Genomic DNA, 24386 nt, shown 5'->3' with positions numbered 1-24386 from the left:
CAATGAAAGGGCGTGCGGGTTCTACTCGCGCGCCTTTTCTTTTGCCGGTTTTGAGAGCGGTTTCCTGGTCTTTTTCTTGCGCTCCTCGCGCGCGGCGGTCTCCGGGTCGAAGCGCAATTTGACCAGCAGGGTGCGCTGCATTGCGGCGAAATTATCGTCCGACAGGACCCAGATATCGAGCGCGCCGTCCTCGCGCTTCCGCACGGCAAGCGCCTCGTAATTCTCAGGCGGCGCAACCGATGTCAGATCGAGCGCGATCCGGGGCCTCAGCGCGAGCGCGGTGTCGCTATCGCCCCCGCTATCGCCGCCGCCATCGACCCCGGCGCCGGGCGCCTCGGCGATCGCAAGGCGGGCCTCGAAGGGCGGCACGCTCCAGACGACGCGGCGCAGCAGAAAGAGCAGTCGGCCATCGGGCAATTGCTTGACCTCGGTAACGCCGAAGTCTCCAGGAGGGGCCTCGTACGGAATGATAATCGGCGCAGCGCCCGTCACAGGATCGGACGGGTAGAGCAACGCCTCGCGCCCGCGTTCGGGCACCACCAGAAAGCGGCCATCGGCAAGGCGCACCATCGCTTCGGCGCCCGCGTTGAGCGGCCAGTCCACTTCGTCCTCGATCACCCGCACGCCGTCCGCCGCGTGCGCGCGCGTATAGCGATGGATCGCGTGCGTGTTTTCATAGCCGAGCCAGTATTGCCCGGTCGCGGGACCGCGCGTCGCCGATTCGATGTCCCACAAGAGCGTCTGATAGGCCTTCTCGACCGGCTGATAGCCGAGCGCTTGTGGCGCCTGAACGTCGGTTTCGGCGGCCCCAGCGGCTCCTGCAGCTCCGGCCACAACGGCGCGCGGCGGCGCGTCCGGAAGCGTCAGCGTGAAATACGCCCCGCGATCCGAAAACGCGCGCATCCGCGGTCCTCCCATATCCAGCAGCGCCGAATAGCCGCCGAAGAAAAGGCCGTCGCTCTCGTACTCCCACACGCCTTTGAGCGTCCATCCGGCCGGGGGCCGCCCTCCCGGCTCGTCGACTGCGCGCGCGTGGATCGGGAGTTCGAAGCCCTGCGTTATCGGGGATCGCACCCAGGTGCCCGGCACGAGGCCCACGGCGAGCAAGAGTGTAAGGACAAAGCGCTTCATTGCATCCGCGCCCTTCCGCTAACGCGCGCCGATCGTCAATCAGTCGCAGCGCCCGATCACTCCATCGGCCCTGTAAACAGCAGCGGATCGAGCCGCGCGTCGTTCCATTTGAGGCTCCAGTGCAGATGCGGCCCGGTTGCGCGTCCGCTTGAGCCGACATTACCGATATACTGGCCCTGGCTCACCGCCTCGCCCTGTTCGACCGCGATCCTGGAGCAGTGGAGAAAGGCGCTGTTGAGGCCGGCGCCGTGATCGATGATGATCAAGCCGCCCTCAAGGCTGAATCCGGTCGCGGCCAGCACCACGACGCCATCGGCGGGCGCGACAAAGGGAACACCGTTGCCCGGCGCGATATCGATGCCCGAATGATACGAGCCCGCCTCGCCGCGATAGATGCGCTGGCGTCCAAACATCCCGGAAATGCGGCCCTTTACCGGCCAGATGAAGTCTTGACGCCACCCTTGCGCCCCGGTCCTTGCCGCGCGCGCAGCGACAATCGCGTTGTATTCGGGCTCGCGCCGTTTCCACCATGCTTCGCTTGCGCCGCTGGGGCGTTTGGGAAGGTTTATGCGCTGAATGAACCACTTGCGCGGCGTGATGGAGAGCGTCTCGCGCGCGATATCGCCGCTGGCGAGCGTCACGCGCAATTCAAGCGTGTCCGGGCTGTCGCGGTCAAACGCGGCGAAGAAACCCCCGTCCTCGGCCAGTTCCAGGCTCTGCTCGCCCAGCGCCGCGCTCGCCGCGCCCGGCGGCGCCTTGCCACGGATATAGCCGCCCTGCGTGAGTTTGCCGTCATAGGTGAGGGCGGGCAGCGGGGCGAGCGAGGCGGACGCACCGGAGACTGTCGGTGCGCCGGCCCGAAGGGCGGACCCGCTGAACGCGGCGAGAAGGGCCAAGGCCGCGACGCCGCTTGCGATTGCCCGGAAGCTGGCTGGCCTGCGCGGCCTCACCCTTGGGCGAGCAGGCGCTTCGTGGCGATTTCGGCGCTCGCATAGGCTTCCTGAAGCTCCGCGCTCCAGTAGCGCAGCTCCTCCAGCGGAATGATCTCACCCGAAACCGCGCACACGACATGCTGGCCGGGGCGCAAGACGCGGAAGGTGGAAGGTCCGTAATAGAGCTTCGCAGGCTTCTCGGTCGAATTCATCAGCATGGCCGTGTCCTTAGCATCAAGCGCCTAGCCGAACAAATCCTCTTGGGTTGAAGAGGGCGGCCTGGCCTTGGATGAACGGCGCGGCTTTACCGAAGCCTGAACGCGCTGCGCCGAGCCATCCGAAAGCGGGACCGCGTCGAGGGTGCCGTCCTTGAACTGCAGGGCGAGCCGCGCCTGGTTGGCGGCCTCGGCGCGGGTCGTGACCGCCGCGCCGCCCTCGCCGCGAACGATGGCGTAACCCCGCTCCAGCGGCTTTTCGGGGTGCAACTGGCTCGCCAGCCGGGCCAGCGCGTCGAGCCGCGCGCGTGCCTCCTCGATCGGACGCCGAATGAGAGCGGGAGCCAGCCGAACCCTCTCCAGCCTGTCGCGCGCGCTGCGTTCGGCCCGGCGAAGCACGACCGGCGAGAGCCGCGCCGCCGTTCCGGCCAGTTCTTCGCGGCCCCGTCCGGCGCGCAGGGTCAAGGCGCGGCGCAGCCTTTCAGCAAGTTCATCGAGCCGCTGGGCCTGCGGCTGCAAGAGCGCTTCGGGACGCGGCATCCGGCGCACCCGCGCCTCCAGACGCTCACGCCCCAACTCCACCGGACGGTGCACCGCGCGGCGCTGGCGCGCGGCGAAGTCGGCCAGCGTCGCTTCAAGATCGGCGCGCACCGGCACTGCCATTTCCGCCGCCGCTGTGGGCGTTGGCGCGCGCCGGTCGGCGGCGTAATCGCAAAGCGTGGTGTCGGTCTCATGCCCCACCGCCGAAATAACCGGTATGGTACATTCTGCGATCGCACGCACGACGATTTCCTCGTTGAAGCTCCACAGATCCTCGATCGACCCGCCCCCGCGCGCGACGATCACAACATCGGGTCGCACGACCGATCCGCCTGCCGAAAGATCACAGACCGCCGAAAGATCCGAAAACCCCTGAATGGCCTGTGAAATCTGCTCCGCTGCGCCTTGACCCTGGACGAGAACCGGCCAGACGATGACGTGACTGGGGAAGCGATCCGCCAGACGGTGGAGAATATCGCGAATAACCGATCCGGTTGGCGAGGTGACAACCCCTATCGTGCGCGGCAGATAGGGGAGCGCGCGTTTGCGCCGCTCATCGAACAGCCCTTCCTGCGCCAGCCGCGCGCGCGTCTTCTCCAGCAGCGCCAGCAACGCCCCCTCGCCCGCGATCTCGAGGCTGTCGATGACGATCTGATATTTCGAGCGCCCGGCATAGGTCGTCAGCTTGCCGGTCGCGATCACCTCAAGCCCGTCTTCGGGCGCAAACGCCAGTCGCTGCGCGTTGCCGCGCCACATGACCCCGTCGAGCACCGATTTCTCGTCCTTGAGCGCGCAATAGAGGTGCCCGGACGCAGCCCGCTTGACCCCCGACAATTCGCCGCGCAGCCGCACATGGCCAAAGCGGTCCTCCACCGTGCGCTTGAGGGCCTGCGAAATCTCGGTGATCGTGAGGGGTTCCGCGTTGTCGCCAGCCCGGCTCGAGGCTACGAGACGGTCGTTCGCGTAAGAGGGTCCGGAGGAAGGGGAACGCGCCATGAATGTCCTGCTGCTTGGATCGGGCGGGCGCGAACATGCGCTGGCGTGGAAGCTTGCGCAATCCCCCAGCGTCACCGGGCTGGCCGCCGCCCCCGGAAATCCGGGCATCGCGCAGGTTGCCGCGCTGTTTGATCTCGACGCCAGCGATCACACCGCCGTGATCGCCTTTTGCAAGAACGAAGGCATCGACCTCGTCGTCATCGGCCCCGAGGCCCCGTTGGTCGATGGGCTCGCCGACAGTCTGCGCGCAGCCGACATTGCGGTTTTCGGGCCCTCAAAGGCCGCCGCCCAGCTGGAAGGTTCCAAGGGCTTTACCAAGGATCTGTGCGAACGCGCGGGGATTCCGACCGGAGCCTATGTCCGCTGCGCCTCCTTGCAAGCGGCGCGCGCGGCGCTCTCCCGGTTCAGCGCGCCATATGTGCTCAAGGCCGATGGCCTTGCAGCGGGCAAGGGCGTCGTGATCGCCCAGACGCTGGAAGAGGCCGAGGCGGCGCTCGCCGACATGTTCGGCGGGCAATTCGGCGAGGCGGGCGCCGAGGTCGTGATCGAGGAATTTCTCGAAGGCGAGGAGGCGAGTTTCTTCGCGATCACGGACGGGACCACGATCCTGCCTTTCGGCACCGCGCAGGACCACAAGCAGGTGAGCGAAGGCGACACCGGCCCCAACACCGGCGGCATGGGCGCGTATTCGCCCGCTCCGGTGCTGACGCCTGCGCTTCAGGCGCGCGTGATGGACGAGATCATCCGTCCCACGGTTGCGACCATGCGCGCGGACGGCATGCCTTATTCGGGCGTGCTCTACGCCGGGTTGATGCTGACCGCCGACGGCCCCAAGCTGATCGAATACAATTGCCGCTTTGGCGATCCCGAATGCCAGGTGCTGATGATGCGGCTGGAAAGCGATTTGGCGAAGATCATGTTTGCCTGCGCCAAGGGCGAGTTGGCCGGTGCCGAAACGCGCTTCTCCGACGAAACCGCGCTCACCGTGGTGATGGCGGCCAAAGGCTATCCCGGAACGCCAGAGAGAGGCGGCGCGATTTCATTGGGCGAGGCCGAGGCGTATGGGGCCAAAGTCTTCCACGCGGGCACGAGAGCCGCCGAGGATGGCGCGCTCGTCGCCAATGGAGGCCGCGTGCTCAACGTCACCGCCACCGGCGCAAACGCGACCGAGGCGCAGGCGGCGGCCTATGAAGCGGTCGAGCGCATCGACTTTCCCAGCGGCTTCTACAGGCGCGATATCGGGTGGAAGGAAGTCGCGCGGGAGGCGCAGGCCTAGTATCCGTGCTAGGATGGCGTTGCGCGCTTCGAACGGACGCAGGACCGCAAAGGGAGGCAATAGCTGTGCGACATTTTATCACCCTGGCGGCCGCGGCCGCTCTGCTTGCCGCTTGCCAGAGCGACGACACAGCGCCGCCCAAATCCGCGTCAGCCGCGCAGCCTGTGCCCAACCTCGTTCAGGGCGTGTGCGGGGATTGCCATGGCGTTGAGGCGCCCTTCCTCTCGCCCAATCCCGAAGCGCCGGGTTTTGACGCGATTGCCAACAGCGCCGGGCTCACGGGCGACAGCCTCACAGACTGGCTGATCGACGCGCACAATTACCCCGAATTGATGGAGTTCGAACTCACCCGCGAAGAAGCGGAGAAGGTCTCGCGCTACATGGTTTCGCTCCAGCGCGAGGATTACAAGCCCGCGCCGTGATGCGGAGCGCAAATTGCGCTCAGAGCTTCTCGGCAATCAGCGCCTTCAGATCCGCCTCGGGACGCGGGCCGTAATGCGAGATGACTTCGGCCGCCGCGATGGCGCCGCGTTTGAGGCACTCCTCCAAATCCATGCCCTTGGCGTAGCCCGACAGGAAGCCGGCGGCGAATTGGTCGCCCGCCCCCGTGGTGTCGATCACGTGGTCGATCGGCTCCGCGCTCACGACCGCGCGCGTCCCGTGCGCGTGCGCGACCGCGCCGCGTTCGGAGCGGGTGGCGACAAGGACGGGCACTTTGGGCGCGATCGCGTCGAAACCGGCGTCAAAATCATCAAGCCCTGTCAACGTGGCCAGCTCGCTTTCGTTGACGAACAGGATGTCGATCATCCCGCGCTCAATCAGGTCGCGGAAATCGTCGCCGTGGCGCTCGATCACGAAGCTCTCGCTCGCGGTGAAGGCGACTTTGCGGCCCGCGCGGCGCGCAACTTCGATCGCCCGCCGCATGGCGCTGCGCGGTTCTTCGGGATCCCACAGATAGCCTTCGAGGTACAGGATCGCGGCGCTCGCGATCAGATCTTCGTCGAGAGCGGCGGCGGGCAGGAATTGCCCGGCCCCCAGGAAGGTGTTCATCGTGCGCTCGCCATCGGGGGTCACGAAGATGAGGACGCGGCCCGTTGCTGGCTCTCCGCTGCGCGCGGGCGTGTCGAAATCGATACCCGTCGCGCGCATATCGTGGCGGAACACCTTGCCCAGCTGGTCTTCGGCGACCTGACCGATAAAGGCGCATTGCAGGCCCAGCGTCGAAAGCCCCGCTAGCGTGTTGGCGGCCGATCCGCCCGACACCTCGCGCGCGGGCGGCATCGCGTCGTAGAGTTCGTCGGCGCGCGCCTCGTCGATCAGCGTCATTCCTCCACGGTTGAGCTGGAGTTCGTCGATCAGATCTTCGGGGCAAGAGGCGATCACATCGACCACGGCGTTGCCGATGGCGATGACGTCATAGCGCGGTTCTGTCACGGATGGTCTTTCCTGAGTGGTGCAAGAGGATTAATGTGGGCAAGCGCCTAGCGGCACCGCTCGCCCTCGCCAAGCGGTTTGACACCTATGCGGGCTCTCGCGCAGATTCCTTGTTATGACGACCGTCCTTGCCGCCCTTGCCAAAGCTGTCGGTCAGCTCTCCGATCCGGCGATCGTGCGCGTGCTGGTGAAGACGGCCTTGATCACCGCGCTGCTATTCGCTGGGCTGGTCTGGAGCCTTTACCGGGGCCTGATCTGGATCGGAACCGAAATGAACTGGTCAGGCGAAGGGTGGATCGAGGCCATCACGGCAGCGGTTCTTGCTCTGGTCGCGGGGTGGTTGCTGTTTCGCACCGTGGCGCTGGCGGTGTTGCAGCTGTTCGCGGATGAGATTGTCGCCGCCGTTGAGGCGCGGCACTATCCAATCGCGGCCACGCACGCCAAGCCGCTGCCATTGCACCAAGACATTGGCAACGCGTTGCGTGGAATGGCGCGCGCCTTGGTATTTAACGCGCTCGCGATCCCGGTCGCAGCGGTGCTTTTCGTCACTGGGATCGGACCGGCCGCCGTGTTCCTGATCGTCAACGCGGTGCTGTTGGGGCGCGAGCTTACCGATATGGCGTGGCTCAGGCATTGCGAGGGCGATACGCGCGGCAATCCGGTGTCGGGGCTCGACCGCCTGACGCTGGGCGGAGCCATCGCCGGGCTGATGCTGGTGCCCTTCGTCAATCTGCTCGCCCCCGTGATCGGCGCGGCGGCGGGCACGCATCTGACGCAAGGCGCGCTGTCACGGGCGGCAGATAAGGAGGCGAACCATGCGTAAGGCCTTGACGCTCCTTGCTGCCTTAGGCGTGTCCGCCTGTTCGACCGGGCTGATCCCTCCGCCCAAGGCGCCCAGCCAAGCGCCGCGCGCATCAGCCCCTGTGCCAGACCCTGTGCCAGCTCCCCGCACTGCGCCGCAAACCGCGCCCCCGACCCGCGCCGCGCCCGCCTTTCGCAGCCCTCAGGTCCAGCGCGGGGGCGATCTCGACGCGGTCATCGGCGCGAACGCCAGCGCGCTCACGCGGCGCTTCGGTGCAGCGCGCATCGACCTTGCCGAAGGCGACGCGCGCAAGCTGCAATTCACGGGGCGGGCCTGCGTGCTCGATATCTTCCTCTACCCGCTTTCCCCCGGCGCCGAACCGGTCGCAACGCATGTCGAGGCTCGATCGCGCCGCGATGGATCGGACACGGACCGCGCGCGCTGCATCCGCGACGTTGAGGCCGAACGGTAAGGGCAGCCCCCTCGGTAACCCAGCCTTAAGCACGTGTGCGCTATGGCTTCGGCCAAGGAAATCAGAGGGGTTCACCACCGCCATGACAACGCATTTCATCGATCTTGCCCAGCGCGCGGCCGAGGACGGGCGCGTCTCGTCCGAGGAAGTTCTCGCCCTGCGTCGTCAGGGCTGGGGCGATGGCGCGATCCACCGCGACGAAGCCGAGGCGCTGTTTGCGCTCAACAACGCGCTCGACGATCGCAGCGAGGAATTTGCCGATTTCTTCGTCGAGGCGATCGGCGAGTATGTCCTCAACGGCAATCCGCCGCGCCTGCAATGCAGCGACGAGGAAGCCTCGTGGCTGATCGCTCAGGTGGATCACGACGGCGTGGTCGAGAGCCTGGTTGAGCTTGAGACGATCGTGCGGATTATCGAGCGCGCGGAAAACACCCCCGTGCAGCTCAAGAATTACGTCCTGCGCCAGGTGGAGCGCGAAGTGCTGAGCGGGGTTGGCCCCACACGCTGCGGCGGTTCGCTGAGCGCAACGCACATCACCAGCGCCGAATGCCGCATTCTGCGCCGCGTGATCTTCGCAAGCGGCGGTCACGGGCCCGCGGCGGTCTCGCGCTACGACGCCGAAGCACTGTTCCGCCTGAAGGACGAAACCCTCGCCGAGGAAAACGCGCCCGAGTGGGACGAGCTGTTCATCGATGGGGTGTCCAACTACCTGAAGGGCTTCACGCTGCAAAACGCGCAGGTGAGCCATGAGCGCAAGCTTGAGCTTGAGGCCTTCATCGCGGACAACAAGGCCAATGTCGGGCGCTTCATGGCGCGCATGGCCAAACAGGCGCCGCAAGTCGCCAACTCGATGGGTGTGGTGTTCGGCAAGAAGAAGTCAGGGCCCGACTACGCCGCGCTCGAAGCGGCTGGCAATGAGGTCACCGATAACGAGCAGGCGTGGCTCGAAGCGATGATCGACGCCGATGGCGAGGTCGATGAGTTGGAGAGCCGCCTGATCGCGCGGATCGCGGCGGGCGACTAACCTTTAAGCGGCGCGAAAGCCGCTTGATCGAGCGCAACCAGCCGCCTTTGACGATGGCGGAAGAACTGCTTCACGCCGAACGCCGCGATCGGGGTCAGCCATCCCGCATCGAGGGTAAGGCGGTCCACATAGCGCGTGCCCGAACCATGCGGCGACACCGCAATCCGGTGATCCCATTCGCGCAAGAGCGGCCCATAGCCGCGATCGCGCAGAACGAGATCGGTGTCCGCCGAAGTCGGAAACTCGATCACAATCGCCTGCCACCCGATGGGCAGGAGGCCAAAGAGCCGCATCGCGCCGCGATATTCGCCCTCCTCCCAACGATCGGGAAAGCGATCCACTCCGATGGGCGAAAAGTGCACCAGCGGCGCGGCCACATGCAGGAACAGCGCGGGACGTCTGATCCAGCCGCGCACCTCGTCGGGCGGTGAGCGAAGCCGGCAGGAAAATTCGAGACTGCGCGCCAAGGCGATGATCTAATCGGTGTCGAAGCTGAGCGGAGCCGCGGCTCCTCCCGTTTTGGGCGCAGGGCCCCTTGGCGGCTCAACCGGAACCGCGAGGCCCGCCTCGGGCGGCTTGCGACGGCGTGAGGATGCGCGCGCGGCGCGCCGCTCGGCCACTTCGATCATGACCGCGGCCGAATTGAAGCCGATTTTCAGGCGGCGCCGGGCCTTTTCGAACGTCTCTTGCGCCTCGGCGAAGCGGCGGTCGGCGTCGGCCAAAAGCTGCAAGGCGGCGGACAGACCCATCTTCTCGCGGCGCGGATCGAACTTTCTCGGCATAATAGCGCCGATCATACCATGAAGCTCTCGCCGCAGCCACACGCGCCCTTGGCGTTGGGGTTGTCGAACACGAAGCCGGCGGTGAAATCATCCTCGACCCAGTCCATCGTCGATCCCACCAGGTAGAGCACCGAAGCGCCATCGATATAGAGCACGCCGCCCGGCGTCACGATCTTCTCGTCGAACTTGGCTTCCTCGGTGACGTAGTCGACCGAATAGGCCAGCCCCGAGCATCCCCGGCGCGGGGTCGAGAGCTTGACGCCGATCGCGTCTTCGGGCGCGCTCGCCATCAGGTGGGCAACGCGCTCCTCAGCGCCCTTCGTGAGGGCAACAGCAGCCGGCACTTCGAGACGCCGCTTCGACACGCTCTGCGGCTCCTCAGTATGAGCGGGTGTATCAGTCATCACAGCATCCCCAGTTCGAGCCGGGCCTCGTCGGACATCTTTTCCGGCGACCACGGCGGATCCCATACAAGATTGACTTCGGCATCGCGAATGCCGGGCACCGAAGAGGCGCGCAATTCGACCTCGCCCGGCATGGTTTCGGCAACCGGGCAATGCGGCGTGGTCAGCGTCATGGTGATCGTCACGTCGGACTCCTCGTCCACGTCCACACCGTAGATAAGGCCCAGATCGTATATATTCACCGGGATTTCGGGGTCGTAAATTTCCTTCAACGCGTCGACCACGGCGCCTTGCAATTCGCCGCCATCGCCTCCAGCGGACGGGGCCTCGGGCGAAGCCGCAAGGAAACCATCGAGGTAATCGCGCTGGCGCGGCTTAACCTCTTCGTCCTCTTCTATCGCGTCCGAAACCCGCGCGCGCGGGGGCTTTTGCGCCAGCGCGTCGTTGGGAGCCGGTGCGGCGAGGAATTCGCGCTGATCCGTCGTATCGGTCATGGCCTCATCCTTTTCCAAAGCTTACGCCTTTCCAAAGAGTCTGCGGGTGCGAGCGATCCCTTCGAGCAGCGCGTCGAGATCGGCTTCGCTCGAATAGAGCCCGAAACTGGCGCGCGCGGTCGCGGAGATACCGAGATAGTCCATCATCGGCTGCGCGCAATGATGCCCCGCCCGGATCGCAACATCGGCCTCGTCGAGGATCGTGCCGAGATCGTGCGGGTGGATATCGTCGATCGTGAAGCTCACGATGCCCGCGCTGTCCTCCGGGCCATACAGCGTTACGTCGTTCATGGCGCGCAGTTTGCGGCGAAGACGGGCGACGAGATCGGCCTCGATTTCGTGAATTCGGCCCAGTCCGACGCTCTCGACATAGTCGGCGGCCGCCGCGAACGCGATCGCTTCGGTGATGGCAGGCGTGCCCGCTTCGAAGCGCTGGGGCGGCGGCGCGTAAGTGGTCTTGGCGAAGGTCACGCGGTCGATCATCGCGCCGCCGCCTTCCCACGGCGGCATCGCGTCAAGGATCGCGCTCTTCGCCCACAAGGCGCCGATCCCCGTGGGACCGTAGAGCTTGTGCGCGGAAAAGGCGTAGAAATCGCAATCGAGCGCCGCCACATCGACCGGCAGGCGCGGCGCCGCCTGGCATCCGTCGAGGAGCAGCTTTGCGCCCACCGCATGCGCCAGGTCCGCCGCGCGGCGCGCGTCGAGAACACCGCCGGTGACGTTGGAGACGTGGACAAAGGCCACCAGCTTGTGCGCGGGTGTGAGGATGCGCTCGGCCGCCTCAAGGTCGATCCGGTGATCCTCGGTGAGCGGGCAGACATCGATCTCGGCGCCCGTTACTTCGGCCAGAAGCTGCCAGGGGACGATGTTCGAGTGGTGCTCGACCTGGCTGAGCAGGATGCGGTCCCCGGCTTTGAGGTTCGCCCGGCCCCAGCTGTTGGCGACAAGATTGATCGCCTCGGTCGCGCCGCGCGTGAAGACCAGCTCTTCTTCCTTGCCGCCGATGAACTGCGCGATGCGCCGCCGCGCGGTTTCATAAGCGAGCGTCATCTCGGCCGAGCGCGCGTAGACGCCGCGATGAACGGTGGCGTAGTCCTCGCCCAGCGCGCGGGTCATCGCGTCGATCACGCCTCGCGGCTTTTGCGCCGTCGCGGCGGTGTCGAGGTAATGCCAAGGCGCGCCATCGCGGGTGACGAGCCCCGGAAAGTCCGCGCGCAGGTCCGGTGAAAGAGTGGTCGGAGCGTTCACAACGTCGCCTCTTCGAGCGCGGCCAGCGCGGCGTTGAGCAAGCGTTCGCGCTCCGTCTCATCGACGAGCTCGACAAACGCATCGCCGATAAACGCCTGCACCAGAAGGCGCTGCGCCAGTTCGGGGGGCAGCCCGCGCGCGGCCATGTAATAGCGCGCCGCCTCATCGAGCTGGCCGACGGTCGCGCCGTGCGCGCATTTGACGTCGTCGGCGAAGATTTCGAGCTGCGGCACCGCGTTGGCGCTCGCCCCCGCTTCGAGCAGCAGGCCTTTGAAATCCTGCGCCGCATCGGTTTTCTGCGCGTCCTTCACCACCTTGATTTCGCCGAGGAAATTGCCGGTACCCGTGCCCCAGTGGACACTGCGCACGGTCTGGTTGCTGGTCGCCTCAGGCTCCGCGTGCACCGTGGTGGTGACGAATTCGCGCACCGCGTCTGCGCCACCAATCGTCACGCCGCCAAACTCGAAATGCGCGCCCCGCGCCAGCTTCACTTCCACCTCGACGCGGGTGTAGTCGCGCCCGATATTGCTGACGAACAGTTCCGCGCGCGCGCCTTCGCCCAGCGTCAGGCGGATGCGGTGCAATTCGGGCGCGTCCGAGCCCACCACCATGGTCTGACGGCGGGTTTCGCCCGGTTCGAGCGTTACTTCTTTCCAAGCATCGAGCGCCTCGACACCCAGCCGCTCAAGCGCGGGGATGTCCGCGTAGCGCCAGGCCTCGTCGCGGCGGGTGGGAAAGGTTTGAATTTGCGTCATGAGGCACTCTTCTTCATTTCTCGTTCGACCTTTCGCACAAGCCGCCCGCGCGTCTCACGGATGCAGCTGTCGACCGCGTCCTGGTCGCTCGCGCCCTTGCGCACGCATTTGGTCACCGCCTTGCAGAAGGAGTGATCGAGCCTGGGTCGGCCGGTCGATTTGTTCATCGAGCAATGCCATTGGCCCTCGGGGTCCTGCCCGACCATCACCTGCACGCTGCGCAGATGACCGATCACGACGATCTCGGGGATCGGTTCGGCGGGCGCAGCCTGAGCGGCCAGAAGGGCGAGCGCCGCGATCAAGCCGCGACCTCGGCCATCACCGCGTCATAGCCCTCGGCCTCAAGCCGCAGCGCTAGCTCCGGCCCGCCGGTCTGGACGATGCGGCCATCGGCAAGGATGCTCACCCGATCGGGCTTCACCACGTCGAGCAGCCGCTGGTAATGCGTGATCAGCAGAACACCCTTGTCCGCGCCGCGCATGATCGCGTTGATCCCCTCGCCCACAATCCGCAGCGCATCGATATCGAGCCCGCTATCGGTCTCGTCGAGAACGGCGAACCGGGGCTCGAGAATGCCCATCTGGACCATCTCCGCGCGCTTCTTCTCGCCGCCCGAAAAGCCGACATTCACCTGCCGCTTGAGCATTTCCATATCCATCTTGAGCAGCCCCGCCTTTTCCTTGGCGAGCTTCAGGAACTCACCGCCGGAAAGCGGCTCTTGCCCCCGCTGCTTGCGCTGCGAGTTCAGCGCTTCGCGCAGAAACTGGACATTGGAGACGCCGGGTATCTCGACCGGATACTGAAAGCCCAGGAACAGCCCGGCCGCGGCGCGCTCATGCGGATCGAGTTCGAACAGATCTTGCCCCATGAACTGCGCCGAGCCCGCGCTCACGTCATAACCCGGCTTGCCGCCCAGCACGTTCGCAAGGGTCGATTTGCCCGCGCCGTTGGGCCCCATGATGGCGTGCACTTCGCCCGCGGCCACCTCCAGGTCGAGGCCCTTGAGAATGGGTTTGTCGGCGACGTTGGCGTGGAGATTTTCGATTTTCAGCATCACTCGATACCCTTGCTCTGGCCGCTGCCCGCGCCGGCCTCATCTTCGGTGCGCTCCAGGTCCGCGCGTGCCTGCACGACGGAACCATCGACAAGATCGAGCACCAGACCCTTGGGCTTGTTCTCTTCATACGCCGCCCGGCCAGCGATTGTAGCATCGACGCGCTCCCTAAATTGCTGATCGAAATCGCGCCCGCGCGCGACGTGGATCAGCCCGATATCGCGGAAAAGCTGATCGACCTCTTCGGGGCCGATACGCGTCTTGGAGCTGGCCATCGTCTCGTTCGAACGGGCGACAACGCTCTCAAGGGTTTCGGCGCAGCGCGGAATATCGGCGCGATGCTGAACCTCGAAATCCGCCTCACCGGTCACGCGCCGATCGGAGACGTTGAGGCACTGGCGGTATTCCACGACAAACGGCCGGAGCACGCGCGGATATTCGACCGTCCAGGTTTCCGGGTCATCGTTGCGAATGGCGGTCAGGGTCTCGCCGCTACTCTGCAGGCTGATCGCCAGGGCAAGGGAGGTTAGAAGCATCGTAAAGGTCTCTCTTCAGTCAAAAAAGTCAGCGTTCGCTCGCGGAGGCGCGGCGCGCCGCCTGCCGAGCCGCCTGTTTGTCCGCGATCCGCATCCGCATCCCTGCGGCAATGCGCTCAAGCACCGCGTCCATGTTCTCAAGAATGTCGCTGGCCCGGATGCGCATGACACGGATGCCGACCGCTTCGAGGCTCTTGTCGCGGCGTTTCGAGAGGGCTTCGTCGGCGTCTTCCTCGTCGATCATGATCGCCATGCCGAGATTGTGGCAATTGAAGTCGACGATGGCGCTGCCCACCACCGCATAGCGCTTGAAGGTGTAACGCCCCAGATCCGCACCCGCAAAACGGGCGGCGAGCGCCTTGTTCGCGGGAGACGCGAACCGGCGCATCTCGCGCGCGCGATCGTGCAGCTCATCAAGGCGCTTGTCCGAAATCTTCCAGCCGCGCCCCTTCTTGTTGAGGTTCGGGGCGGCGTCCGAGTCGGCCTTGAGGCCCAGAGTGGCGCGATCCGGTTTGCGCTCAGTCATTGATCGCCTCCGGCCCGACGGATTGAAGCGTGCGGGGATGAAACCCTTCGGACAGGCGCTTGTTGTTTTCGCCGAACCACGTGCACACGATGTTGTCGGCGTAGGTGGCCTGCTGAACGGTCATCAGCGGGCCGCCAGACTTGAGGCGCACAACGTCGCCGACCTGGAATTTGGGGGTGGTCACCGCTCCAAACTCTCACTAGCAGAATGGTCATCACTCGAAGCTTCGGTCGAATGTGGCTTAATCTTTCTCCGAATCGTCCAAACAATCGCGAAGATGGCGACATTTATAAGCGCATCGATGAGAAAGCCCGCAGCTACGATTTCGACGCCATTTGGATATGGCATGTCACCCATCAACACGCGGTTCGAGTTCGTCGCTTCGGTTCTAAAGAATTGGATGAACGAATTTGCCAGAGCTATCGCGACGGCGATCAGCACCCCATTCGGCCACAGTCTTCGCACAAACCATCCGGCTATCGCGCTGAAAATCACGCCAATGCCCCCCTAAATGAAATCGCGCCTTCGTCACCCTGAACTTGTTTCAGGGTCCATCCCAAGGAACCAACCACGAGGGTTGAGCGGGAGATGGATGCTGAAACAAGTTCAGCATGACGGTCGAACGATGACAGAGCGCCGATCACCCCACACTCCCCTCAAGCGAGATCGCCAAGAGCTTCTGAGCCTCGACCGCAAATTCCATCGGCAGTTCTTTCAGCACATCCTTGGCAAAGCCGTTGACGATCAGCGCCACCGCTTCCTCTTCGTCGAGCCCGCGTTGCTGGGCGTAGAACATCTGTTCGTCGCTGATCTTGCTCGTGGTCGCCTCGTGCTCGATCTGCGCGCCGGGGTTCTTCACCTCGATATAGGGCACGGTGTGTGCGCCGCACTCATCGCCAAGCAGCAGGCTGTCGCACTGGGTGAAGTTGCGCACGCCTTCGGCTTTGGGGCCGACGCGCACGAGGCCGCGATAGGTGTTGGAGGATTTGCCCGCGCTGATCCCCTTCGAGATGATCGTCGAGCGCGATCCCTTGCCGTTATGAACCATTTTGGTTCCTGTATCGGCCTGTTGGAAGTTATTTGTAACCGCAACGGAATAAAATTCGCCCACGCTGTCTTCGCCGTTCAGCACGCAGCTTGGATATTTCCACGTCACCGCGCTGCCGGTTTCGACCTGCGTCCAGCTGATCTTGGAGCGATCGCCCTGGCAAAGGCCGCGTTTGGTGACGAAGTTGTAGATCCCGCCCACGCCTTCGGAATTGCCCGGATACCAGTTCTGGACGGTCGAATATTTGATCTCGGCGTCTTCCATCGCGACCAGTTCGACCACGGCGGCGTGCAGCTGGTTTTCATCGCGCATCGGCGCGGTGCAGCCTTCGAGATAGCTGACGTAAGAGCCCTTCTCGGCGACGATCAAAGTGCGTTCGAACTGGCCGGTATTTTCCGCGTTGATGCGGAAATAGGTCGAAAGCTCCATCGGGCAGCGCACGCCTTCGGGTACGTAGACGAAGGTACCGTCGGAGAAGACCGCCGAGTTGAGACAGGCAAAGTAATTGTCGCGCGTCGGCACCACACGGCCCAGCCACTTTTTGACCAGCTCCGGGTGGTCCTTGATCGCCTCAGAAATCGAGAGGAAGATCACGCCCGCCTTTTGCAGTTCCTCGCGGAAAGTGGTGGCGACGCTGACGCTGTCGAACACTGCGTCCACCGCCACCTTGCGCGCGCCTTCGACCCCGGCGAGCACTTCCTGCTCTGCCACCGGAATGCCGAGCTTGTCGTAGACCGCCTTGATCTCGGGATCGAGCTCATCGAGCGATTTTAGCGTCGGCTTCTTCTTGGGCGCGGCGTAATAATAGGCGTCCTGATAGTCGATCGGCGGATAGCCGACCTTGGCCCAGTCGGGCTCTTCCATCTCCTGCCACAGGCGGAAGGCCTTGAGGCGCCAGTCGAGCATCCATTCGGGTTCGCCCTTCTTGGCGCTGATAAAGCGGACCGTGTCTTCGTTGAGACCCTTTTCGGCAAACTCGGTGTCGATATCGGCCGACCAGCCGTGCTCGTATTCGGCCGCACTGGCCGCCGCTTCGCGGGCGTCGGCGTCTATTACAGCTTCTTGCGTATCGGCTGGTGTCAGATCAATATTGTCGGTCATGCCGCTTCTTCTTTCGGAGAAAGGATATCTGGGATGCGTGAACTCGCCTTGGCCGGAGCGCGCAGCGTCTCGAGCGTGATGCCGGCGAGCGCGCCGCGCAGCGCGGTGTTGATGATCGGCCAGTGCGCCTTCATGTTGCAGCCCGCCTCGTAGTCGCACGCGCCGTTATCGATGCAGGCGGTGAGCGCGATCGGCCCCTCCACCGCTTCGACGATATCGGCCACCGTGATGGCCGCCGCCGGTCGCCCGAGCTGGAGGCCGCCCTTGGCTCCGCGCACCGAGCGCAACAGGCCCGCCGCGGTGAGCTTGGAGACCAGCCGCTGCACCGTGGGCACGGGCAGGCCGGTCTCGCTCGCCAGTTCCGCCGCGCTCACCCGCCCATCGCCGCAATGGGCCGCGGCCTGGCTCATGGTGATGACGGCGTAATCGGCAAGATTGGAGAGGCGCATGGCCTGGCAAACACCTGTTGTTGCGAACGGTTCTTAAATCGGAGCGAATGAGTCGGATTTCAAATACGCGCGATTTGATCCGATTTCAACACACAACGCTGCGAAAGGCCGGAAAATCGTGGGTTTGTGGATGTACTTCATGAACGAAACCCCCTGCTCCGAGGGCCTCGAACGCCGCGATTAGCTGTCGCGCAGCCGTTTGCCCGAGCGCCCATGCCCGTCGGGATCCAGCATGTCCTGCGCAAGCGGTTCGCGCGTCAGGCTGCGCGGAGTGCGTCCGGTGTAGCGGCGCACATCGTTGATCAGATGGGCCTGATCGAAATAGGCTTCCAGGACCTCGTCCCGCAAATCGTCGGACAGATCGTCATGCGCCAACAGCATGGCCGCCCGGATCGCGCGGTATCGCTTGATCAGCTGGGCCGGTGGGACGCCAAAGTAGCGCCGACACAGACGCTGGACCTGACGCTGGCCCAGCTCCACGCTGTCGTACAAGGTCTTGATCGAGGGGTTGAACGCGCTGGCAAGCCACGCGTCGATAGCGCGGACAAGCTCACGGTGGTCTGCGCGCGGCTGGCGTTGCGGGGATGCGCACACCGTTCGGATCATATCCTCGATGACGCGGCTGTAGGCTTCGGGCGAGATCGCGCCGGATCGGCACTCTGGCAACGCGGCCTTGACCGCCGAGAGGGCCTCATCGGCGATGAGAGTGTCGGCAGGAAAGGCGGTGTCGTGCGTCTTGTCGGCGGCGAGGCCCGAAAACGTCGCCCATCCCAAGGGAGTGAACGAGGCGCCGACGCTGAGAACCGGCCCGTCCAGGATCATCGGCGCGGCCCGCAGCATCGGCGCCTTCAGCGTGATATCGCTGGAGCGCCGAGCCTCCCTCTCGGGAAACTGCATTTCGACACGGCCCGCGACAAAGCTCAGAAGCTGGGCGGAATAGGCCGGCAAGACGGATCGGGTTTCTCCCTTTCCCGCACGCATCACGAAAAGCGTGTGGACAAGATCGAGCATGTCGGGCGACGCTGAGATCAACTCCAGTTGCGGTTCGTGTTGGGGAAGGGCGTTTGTCACGGGCGACGACCCTGCGACGCAGAAAATCTCCACACGCAAACGCGGGGCACGCGAGCGCATTTCGCAAGCGCAAGGCCAGCCTGACGACGGGAGCAACGCATTTCAGATTCTCAAGTGCCCTGTTGCGACCAGAATATCCGGCGCACTCAGGACGATGACGCGCCCCGGTGCGCCTGACACAGGCAATACATCAAAATCGTGAGCGATCACAACGCGAAAAGAGTATTCGCGTGTGAAACGGCGGCACGCTGTGACGCGCCCGCGTCAAAACCAGGTGAGGAAAAAAGGGGCGGCCCGCAAAGTGGGGCCGCCCTTTGAGTTGAGGAACTCTTCGCAAAGCTGCTCCGAGCCCTTCGGGTCGCGGGGGCGTTCTACCCAGAGCCCGGCTCCGAAAATTGTATGAAACTGACAGGGCGTCGCGTTTGCCCGAAAAAACTGGCCCTGAGGCAGCGTCATCGCGCGCCCCGAACCGAGCCAAACGCTGTCTTTTGCAGACGGCCGCCATGCGATAGGGGCTGAACATGCTCTTTCGCCTCGCGCGCCCCGCGCTCTTCACGCTCGATTCGGAGACTGGTCACCGTCTGGCCATCGCGGGCCTCAAGGCCTTGCCGAAACGCAGCCTGGGTTCCTTGCCGGCGACGACCGGCGCAACCCGGATAGAGGTGGCGGGCATTACCTTCCCCAACCCAGTGGGGGTCGCGGCAGGGTTCGACAAAGACGCGGAAGTGCCGGACGCCCTGCTGGGTCTTGGCTTTGGCTTTACCGAAGTCGGATCCATCACACCGCGTCCCCAGTCCGGGAACCCCAGGCCGAGGCTCTTTCGCCTTGTCGAAGATCAGGCGGTGATAAATCGTATGGGGTTCAACAATGCGGGCGCCGCGAAAGCGGAGGAGCGGCTGAAGGCTCGCGCGCGAAGGCCCGGAATAGTTGGCGTCAATATCGGCGCCAACAAGGATTCCGAGGACCGTATCGCCGACTATGCGACCATGGCCCGCCGGATGACGCCTTACGCAAGCTATCTGGCGGTCAACGTCTCAAGCCCCAACACCCCCGGCCTGCGCGCGCTTCAGGACGAAAGCGCGCTCTCAGCGCTGATTGATGGTGTGGTTTCCGCGCGGGACGAGGTGGCGGCGGATGCGCCGCCTCCCATCTTCCTGAAAGTCGCGCCCGATCTTCAACCCTCCGACATTGACGCGATAGCGCGTCTTGCGCTTGAGAAAGGGCTGGGCGCGCTCATCGTATCGAACACGACCATTTCCCGCCCGGAACTGGCGTCGCGGCACGCTGGCGAAACCGGCGGGCTGAGCGGGGCTCCCCTGCGGCCACTCGCGCTCGAACGGGTGCGGGACTTTCGAAAGGCGACGGGAGGCCAGATCCCGCTCGTAGGTGTGGGCGGGATCGCGACCGCGGAACACGCATGGGAACGGATCAGGGCGGGCGCGAGCCTCGTCCAGCTTTATTCCGCGATGGTTTATGAAGGGCCGGGCCTTGGCGCGCGCATCGCTCGCGGAATCGAGCGTCTGATGCGCCGCGACGGCTTTGCAAGCGTTGCACAGGCCGTTGGAAGCGAATAGCGGTACGCGCCATGATTGAGCGTACTTCCCTAAAGCCCACCGCGTTGCTGTGTCTTGTCGTTGGCCTCCTGGTTTCGGTCTCGGGCTGCGCCCCGAGCGACGCCATTCGAGGCGCTTCCGCCGACACTTTGCCAAGAACAGAGGAGAATCGCGGAAACGGAGCGGTCAGCGCGGCGGATCCGCGCGCGCAGGCTGCCGGCGAGGAGATTCTCGCAAAGGGCGGATCGGCGACCGACGCCGCCATAGCGGTGATGCTCGCCCTCACGGTTGTCGAGCCGCAAAGCTCTGGCGTTGGCGGCGGGGGATTTCTGGTCCATGCCGACAAGAGTGGAGTCATCACGATCGATGGGCGCGAAACCGCGCCCGCCGCGGCAACGCCCACGCGCTTCCTCGATGTACAAGGGGAGCGCCTGCCGCGCGACAAGCGCGTGATTTCCGGCCTTAGCGTCGGGGTGCCCGGCAACGTGGCGCTCGCTGCCAAGGCCCATGCGCTGCACGGGAAGCTGGAGTGGGCCGAGCTGTTCCAGCCCGCCATTCGGCTTGCTCGAGACGGCTTTCGGATGAACCGAAGACTGAACGAATCCCTTTCGCGTTCAAAGGGCCGCGCCGACAAGAGCCCGGAGGCGAAGGCGATCTTCTTCCGCGAGAGCGGAGAACCGCTGCCGGTGGGCGCTATCGTGACCAATCCAGATTTCGCGCGAACGCTTGAATCGCTTGCCTCCGCTGGACCACGCTATTTGTATTTCGCAATGGCCGAGCGTCTGGCGAATTATGTCGCCCAGGAGACCCCGCAAGACGGCCTCATGACCGAAGCCGATATCGACGCCTACACCGCCAAACTGCGCGAGCCAGTATGCGGGCGCTACCGTGTTTACAGGGTTTGCGGCATGGGCCCGCCTTCTTCTGGAGGAGTGGCGGTCGCGCAGATCCTCGGACAGCTCGAACGCTTCGACCTTGCCGCCCTTGGCCCTGACAGCGCGACATTCTGGCATCTTTTCCTCGAATCGCAGCGCATCGCCTACGCCGACCGCGACCTTTACATCGGGGACGAAGACTTCGTTCCGGTCCCGGTCGCTGGCCTTATAGACCCCGCTTACCTTGCCCAGCGCAGCGCGCTGATCAGCCCGGACAAAGCGATTGAACAGGCCATCCCGGGAACACCCGAGGGGACCAGCATCGCTTTCGCTCCCGGTGACCGCCCCGATGAGCAAGGCACCACGCATTTCTCCGTCGTGGACAAGGAAGGGAACGCGGTCAGCTACACCTCGACCATCGAGGGCGCGTTCGGTTCAGGGCTGTTCTTCGAAGGCTTCTACCTCAACAACGAATTGACCGATTTCAGCCTGACGCCACAGCGCGACGGCAAGACCGTCGCCAATCGGGTCGAAGGCGGCAAGCGCCCCCGCTCTTCCATGGCGCCGACGATTGTATTCGACGCCGATGGCGAAGTTGTGCTCGTCGTCGGCGCGGCCGGTGGACCCACCATTCCGGTTCAGACCGCACGCTCGATAATCGGTGTGGTGGACTTCGGCCTGACGGCCCAGGACGCGCTGGCCCTCCCGTTGATCATGGCGTTCGGCCCGACCGTCGTTTACGAGGAGGGCACCATCCTCGATGACATGGAAGACGACTTCAAAGCGCTCGGACACACGCGGATCCGCAACTTTGGCGCTCCGTTGAAGGCCAACGCGCTGCGCCGGGTGACAGACGAAAACGGAGTTGTCAGTTGGGAGGTCGCCCGCGATCCGCGTGTCGAGCCCAAGCTTTCTTATGAATAATTGTCCGCTTACAAGCCGCTGAATAGGTAGCGAAAGCCGGCATTGCAGGCCGGATGGGCGTCGCGCTCGCGCTTGCCGCTACGGCCAACAGCGCCTAATTTGAAATCTGAGCTACAGTTGCAAACCCGCTTTTTAAGTCCTCCGCGCCCAAGCGCCGGAGGAGAGGAGCCAACGCCCCGTGCACGCCCCACAATCGCAATCCTCCGCCCCGCCCATTGTCGATCCAAGCGATCATCCGATCCTGCAAGAGATCGACCGCGCCAACAATCTTGTCGAGCTGTTCCTCACGCGCGCCGGTCAGAAAGGCTCGGCCCCGTTTCTCGGACGCAAGGACAACGGCGCATGGGAGACAATCAGCTGGGCCGAAGCGGCGGACCAGGTGTGCCTGCTGGCCGAGGCGCTTCGCGGGCTGGGCCTGAACGAAGGAGATCGGGTCGCGCTGGTTTCCGAGAACCGCCCCGAATGGTGCATCGCGGACCTTGCGGTGATGGCAGCCGGGTGCATTTCTGTGCCCACCTACGTCACGAACACGGAACGCGACCACGCCCACATCCTCGACAATTCGGGAGCGCGGGTCGTGATTGTCTCGACCGAAAAGCTGCTCGGGCCGCTGGTCGGCGCAATCGGGCGGACCGGGCTTGTCGATTATGTTGTCGGGATCGAGAACCTCAACCGTCAGCAATCACCGGGCTTTGATTACCACGACTGGAGCGCGATGCTCCAAGGCGATGCGGCGGCAGCGCGAAAGGCGGTCGAGGCCCGGATGTCCAGCGTCGCGCGCGACGACACCGCCTGCCTCATTTACACAAGCGGTACCGGCGGCGCACCGCGCGGGGTCATGCAGCACCACGGAGCCATCCTGTGCAACGTGGCGGGCGCGAGCGAAGTCCTGCTCAACGATTTTGGCATTCAGGATGAGCGGTTCTTGTCTTTTCTGCCCCTCAGCCACGCCTATGAGCACACGGGCGGTCTCTATCTCCCGATCGCCGTGGGGGCGGAAATCTACTATTCGGAAGGGCTGGAAAAGCTCGCATCCAACATCGAGGACACCCGGCCGACGATCATGGTCGTGGTGCCGCGCCTGTTCGAAGTGCTGCGCACGCGGATCATGAAACAGGTCGAGAAGCAGGGCAAACTTGCCAATTTCCTTCTGGGAAGCGCAATCAAGATCGCCGACAAGAGCGAAGAGGGCAAGACGCGCAAGCGGGACAAGCCCATGGACTTCGTTATCGAGAAGGCTCTTCGCCCGAAAATCCGCAAGAAATTCGGCGGGCGCATCAAGGCCATGGTTTCAGGCGGCGCACCCTTGAACCCGGAGGTCGGCAACTTTTTTGACGCAATGGGTCTCACCATGCTCCAGGGCTACGGGCAGACCGAGAGCGGCCCCGTCATCAGCTGCAACCGCCCGGCGGTCGGGCTCAAGATGGACACGGTTGGTCCGCCTTTGCGGGGCGTCGAGGTGCGCATCGCCGAAGATGGCGAAATCCTGTGCCGCGGTGAGCTGGTGATGCACGGATACTGGCAGAACGCCGCCGAAACCCAGCGCACGATCAAGGATGGCTGGCTGCACACGGGCGATATCGGACACCTCGACGAAAAAGGCCGGATCGTAATCACCGACCGCAAGAAGGACATGATCGTCAACGACAAGGGCGACAACGTCGCGCCGCAGAAGATCGAGGGCATGCTCACCCTACAGCCCGAGATAGCGCAGGCGATGGTGAGTGGCGACAAGCGCCCCTATGTGGTCGGCCTGATCGTCCCGGACGCGGAATGGGCTCTCGAATGGGCGAGGGCGAACGGGAAGAAGTTCGACCTCAAGGCGCTGCTCGATCTGCCCGAATTCAAGAAGGCGGTGCGCGCAGCGGTCGATCGCACGAACAAGGATCTCTCGGTGATCGAGAAGGTTCGCAAATTCGAGTTTGCGGACGAAGCCTTCGCAATCGAGAACGAGGAAATGACGCCAAGCATGAAAATCCGCCGCCACAAGATCCGCAACCGGTATCAGGAGCGGATCGACGCGATGTATTGAGGCATCGCTTCTGCGAGACTTCGAAGACCGCCGCCGGGCCCGAGACCCAAGCGGCTTGTAAGGCTTTGTCGCAGCCGACAGGACCTCTGGCTGAGGGCAGGCGCGGAGCAGCCCGCAGATGGGCTCAAACCGCCTCGGCGTCTTCGATGCATTCCGGATAGAAGGTCGGCGCGCGCGTCGACCAGCCAGGCGCTGTCGCTGCGGCTTCGCTCAGCGATTGAAGCAGAAGCTTGCGCTGGGCGGGACGGATCATGGGTTGCGCCGCAGCGGCGCAGAAAAGGGAGGGCAGATAGGGGCGAACTTCGGCGCTCAGCAAACGCTCATAGAGGAAACGGAACGCAGAAAAGCTCGAAATCCCCTCTTCGCCCAAGTCGAAGACCGCGAGGCGAAGACATTTGGCGATGAAGCGCTCGACTTCGGAAATCGCACCAGCCCTGGGCACGCTCTGGCGCAGCGCCTTCATATCCTGATAGACAACGTACTGACGACGGATCGAAGTGTTCTCTTCTTCGCTCTTGCCCCACAGCTTGAAGGCATCACCACGAGCAAGCCCGATGTCGAGCGCGCGTTTGATGTAGCGTTGCTCGGCGGGCTCGAAGCTCGCGAATTCGCGCATCTCGTTAATGGTCGCGATTGATGTGCTCGCCAGCGTCACGCTCTTGCCTCCTGTTGCTGGAGGAGCATCGCGAAACGTAGTTAATAACAGGTAAGC

The 24386-nt window shown here is 64.3% G+C and carries 29 protein-coding genes; 9 read left to right on the top strand and 20 right to left on the bottom strand.

Going from position 1 to position 24386, the window contains the following annotated elements:
* Positions 1–21 precede the first annotated feature (21 nt).
* Genes QNI87_RS08375 through xseA form a run of 4 tightly spaced genes read right to left on the bottom strand, consistent with a single transcriptional unit; the run spans position 22 to position 3814 of the window.
* Positions 22–1131 carry an esterase-like activity of phytase family protein gene (locus tag QNI87_RS08375; protein ID WP_300595726.1) on the bottom strand — a complete coding sequence of 370 codons (1110 nt, stop codon included), beginning with the start codon at positions 1129–1131 and terminating at the stop codon, positions 22–24.
* Positions 1132–1187: 56 nt separating this feature from the next.
* Entirely contained in the window at positions 1188–2027 is an 840-nt protein-coding gene (locus tag QNI87_RS08370) for a M23 family metallopeptidase (RefSeq protein ID WP_300595725.1), read from the bottom strand.
* A 50-nt stretch (positions 2028–2077) separates the two neighbouring features.
* A complete protein-coding gene (locus QNI87_RS08365; RefSeq protein ID WP_300595724.1) occupies positions 2078–2281 on the bottom strand; it encodes a DUF2093 domain-containing protein in 204 nt (67 codons plus the stop codon).
* Positions 2282–2305: 24 nt separating this feature from the next.
* Positions 2306–3814 carry an exodeoxyribonuclease VII large subunit gene (gene xseA / locus QNI87_RS08360; protein ID WP_300595723.1) on the bottom strand — a complete coding sequence of 503 codons (1509 nt, stop codon included), beginning with the start codon at positions 3812–3814 and terminating at the stop codon, positions 2306–2308.
* Between xseA and purD the strand changes: the two genes are divergently transcribed.
* Entirely contained in the window at positions 3813–5090 is a 1278-nt protein-coding gene (purD, locus tag QNI87_RS08355) for a phosphoribosylamine--glycine ligase (RefSeq protein WP_300595722.1), read from the top strand. The two genes, xseA and purD, sit on opposite strands and share 2 nt — an antisense overlap.
* 65 nt (positions 5091–5155) lie before the next feature.
* Positions 5156–5512: a hypothetical protein gene (locus tag QNI87_RS08350; RefSeq protein WP_300595721.1), complete on the top strand. Its 357-nt coding sequence runs from the start codon at positions 5156–5158 to the stop codon at positions 5510–5512.
* Between the two features lie 19 nt (positions 5513–5531).
* On the opposite strand, the gene QNI87_RS08345 is transcribed toward QNI87_RS08350, so the two are convergent.
* Positions 5532–6524, bottom strand: coding sequence for an adenosine kinase (locus QNI87_RS08345; protein WP_300595720.1), 993 nt, complete (start codon positions 6522–6524; stop codon positions 5532–5534).
* A 115-nt stretch (positions 6525–6639) separates the two neighbouring features.
* Here QNI87_RS08345 and QNI87_RS08340 point away from each other — a divergent pair, with 115 nt between their 5' ends.
* The 3 genes from QNI87_RS08340 to QNI87_RS08330 all read left to right on the top strand — a co-directional run bounded on the left by QNI87_RS08340 (position 6640) and on the right by QNI87_RS08330 (position 8822).
* Positions 6640–7347: an EI24 domain-containing protein gene (locus QNI87_RS08340; RefSeq protein WP_300595719.1), complete on the top strand. Its 708-nt coding sequence runs from the start codon at positions 6640–6642 to the stop codon at positions 7345–7347.
* A complete protein-coding gene (locus QNI87_RS08335; RefSeq protein WP_300595718.1) occupies positions 7340–7798 on the top strand; it encodes a hypothetical protein in 459 nt (152 codons plus the stop codon). The genes QNI87_RS08340 and QNI87_RS08335 overlap by 8 nt, the downstream gene beginning before the upstream one ends.
* 82 nt (positions 7799–7880) lie before the next feature.
* Positions 7881–8822: a hypothetical protein gene (locus QNI87_RS08330; RefSeq protein ID WP_300595717.1), complete on the top strand. Its 942-nt coding sequence runs from the start codon at positions 7881–7883 to the stop codon at positions 8820–8822.
* Here the strand turns inward: QNI87_RS08330 and QNI87_RS08325 are convergent.
* The 11 genes from QNI87_RS08325 to QNI87_RS08275 are packed head-to-tail and all read right to left on the bottom strand — an operon-like array spanning position 8819 to position 14805.
* On the bottom strand, positions 8819–9289 hold the full coding sequence (locus tag QNI87_RS08325) for a hypothetical protein (protein WP_300595716.1): 471 nt from the start codon (positions 9287–9289) through the stop codon (positions 8819–8821). The two genes, QNI87_RS08330 and QNI87_RS08325, sit on opposite strands and share 4 nt — an antisense overlap.
* A gap of 9 nt (positions 9290–9298) precedes the next feature.
* Positions 9299–9619, bottom strand: a complete 321-nt coding sequence (locus QNI87_RS08320) for a hypothetical protein (RefSeq protein WP_300595715.1) — start codon at positions 9617–9619, stop codon at positions 9299–9301.
* On the bottom strand, positions 9616–10008 hold the full coding sequence (locus QNI87_RS08315) for an iron-sulfur cluster assembly accessory protein (protein WP_300595714.1): 393 nt from the start codon (positions 10006–10008) through the stop codon (positions 9616–9618). The genes QNI87_RS08320 and QNI87_RS08315 overlap by 4 nt, the downstream gene beginning before the upstream one ends.
* On the bottom strand, positions 10008–10502 hold the full coding sequence (locus QNI87_RS08310; protein WP_300595713.1) for an SUF system Fe-S cluster assembly protein: 495 nt from the start codon (positions 10500–10502) through the stop codon (positions 10008–10010). Before QNI87_RS08310 ends, QNI87_RS08315 begins: the two co-directional genes overlap by 1 nt.
* Positions 10503–10523: 21 nt before the next feature.
* Positions 10524–11750, bottom strand: a complete 1227-nt coding sequence (locus QNI87_RS08305; RefSeq protein ID WP_300595712.1) for a SufS family cysteine desulfurase — start codon at positions 11748–11750, stop codon at positions 10524–10526.
* Positions 11747–12505, bottom strand: a complete 759-nt coding sequence (locus QNI87_RS08300) for a SufD family Fe-S cluster assembly protein (protein ID WP_300595711.1) — start codon at positions 12503–12505, stop codon at positions 11747–11749. Before QNI87_RS08300 ends, QNI87_RS08305 begins: the two co-directional genes overlap by 4 nt.
* Positions 12502–12807: a hypothetical protein gene (locus tag QNI87_RS08295; protein WP_300595710.1), complete on the bottom strand. Its 306-nt coding sequence runs from the start codon at positions 12805–12807 to the stop codon at positions 12502–12504. Before QNI87_RS08295 ends, QNI87_RS08300 begins: the two co-directional genes overlap by 4 nt.
* A complete protein-coding gene (sufC, locus tag QNI87_RS08290; protein ID WP_300595709.1) occupies positions 12804–13559 on the bottom strand; it encodes a Fe-S cluster assembly ATPase SufC in 756 nt (251 codons plus the stop codon). Before sufC ends, QNI87_RS08295 begins: the two co-directional genes overlap by 4 nt.
* Positions 13559–14095, bottom strand: coding sequence for a hypothetical protein (locus tag QNI87_RS08285; RefSeq protein WP_300595708.1), 537 nt, complete (start codon positions 14093–14095; stop codon positions 13559–13561). Before QNI87_RS08285 ends, sufC begins: the two co-directional genes overlap by 1 nt.
* 28 nt (positions 14096–14123) lie before the next feature.
* On the bottom strand, positions 14124–14621 hold the full coding sequence (locus QNI87_RS08280; RefSeq protein WP_300595707.1) for a DUF559 domain-containing protein: 498 nt from the start codon (positions 14619–14621) through the stop codon (positions 14124–14126).
* Positions 14614–14805 carry a DUF2158 domain-containing protein gene (locus QNI87_RS08275; RefSeq protein WP_300595706.1) on the bottom strand — a complete coding sequence of 64 codons (192 nt, stop codon included), beginning with the start codon at positions 14803–14805 and terminating at the stop codon, positions 14614–14616. Before QNI87_RS08275 ends, QNI87_RS08280 begins: the two co-directional genes overlap by 8 nt.
* A gap of 23 nt (positions 14806–14828) precedes the next feature.
* Here QNI87_RS08275 and QNI87_RS08270 point away from each other — a divergent pair, with 23 nt between their 5' ends.
* Complete coding sequence (locus QNI87_RS08270; RefSeq protein ID WP_300595705.1) at positions 14829–15158, top strand: hypothetical protein; 330 nt, start codon at positions 14829–14831, stop codon at positions 15156–15158.
* 103 nt (positions 15159–15261) lie between these two features.
* Here QNI87_RS08270 and sufB read toward each other — a convergent pair whose 3' ends face one another.
* The 3 genes from sufB to QNI87_RS08255 form a co-directional block, all read right to left on the bottom strand.
* Positions 15262–16770, bottom strand: a complete 1509-nt coding sequence (gene sufB, locus QNI87_RS08265; protein WP_300595704.1) for a Fe-S cluster assembly protein SufB — start codon at positions 16768–16770, stop codon at positions 15262–15264.
* Positions 16767–17219, bottom strand: coding sequence for an SUF system Fe-S cluster assembly regulator (locus QNI87_RS08260; protein ID WP_300595703.1), 453 nt, complete (start codon positions 17217–17219; stop codon positions 16767–16769). Before QNI87_RS08260 ends, sufB begins: the two co-directional genes overlap by 4 nt.
* Before the next feature lie 180 nt (positions 17220–17399).
* Entirely contained in the window at positions 17400–18290 is an 891-nt protein-coding gene (locus tag QNI87_RS08255) for a helix-turn-helix domain-containing protein (RefSeq protein ID WP_300595702.1), read from the bottom strand.
* 521 nt (positions 18291–18811) lie between these two features.
* Between QNI87_RS08255 and QNI87_RS08250 the strand changes: the two genes are divergently transcribed.
* The 3 genes from QNI87_RS08250 (at position 18812) to QNI87_RS08240 (ending at position 23674) form a co-directional block, all read left to right on the top strand.
* Positions 18812–19864, top strand: a complete 1053-nt coding sequence (locus QNI87_RS08250) for a quinone-dependent dihydroorotate dehydrogenase (RefSeq protein ID WP_300595701.1) — start codon at positions 18812–18814, stop codon at positions 19862–19864.
* Positions 19865–19875: 11 nt separating this feature from the next.
* On the top strand, positions 19876–21642 hold the full coding sequence (gene ggt, locus QNI87_RS08245; protein ID WP_300595700.1) for a gamma-glutamyltransferase: 1767 nt from the start codon (positions 19876–19878) through the stop codon (positions 21640–21642).
* Between the two features lie 238 nt (positions 21643–21880).
* Complete coding sequence (locus QNI87_RS08240; protein ID WP_300595782.1) at positions 21881–23674, top strand: long-chain fatty acid--CoA ligase; 1794 nt, start codon at positions 21881–21883, stop codon at positions 23672–23674.
* A gap of 124 nt (positions 23675–23798) precedes the next feature.
* Here QNI87_RS08240 and QNI87_RS08235 read toward each other — a convergent pair whose 3' ends face one another.
* Positions 23799–24290 carry a hypothetical protein gene (locus QNI87_RS08235; protein WP_300595781.1) on the bottom strand — a complete coding sequence of 164 codons (492 nt, stop codon included), beginning with the start codon at positions 24288–24290 and terminating at the stop codon, positions 23799–23801.
* Positions 24291–24386 lie beyond the last annotated feature (96 nt).

Origin of the sequence: Erythrobacter sp. (assembly GCF_030066995.1) — a bacterium.
Classification (GTDB): Bacteria; Pseudomonadota; Alphaproteobacteria; order Sphingomonadales; family Sphingomonadaceae; genus Erythrobacter.
This window is presented reverse-complemented; position numbering and strand designations above follow the sequence as displayed.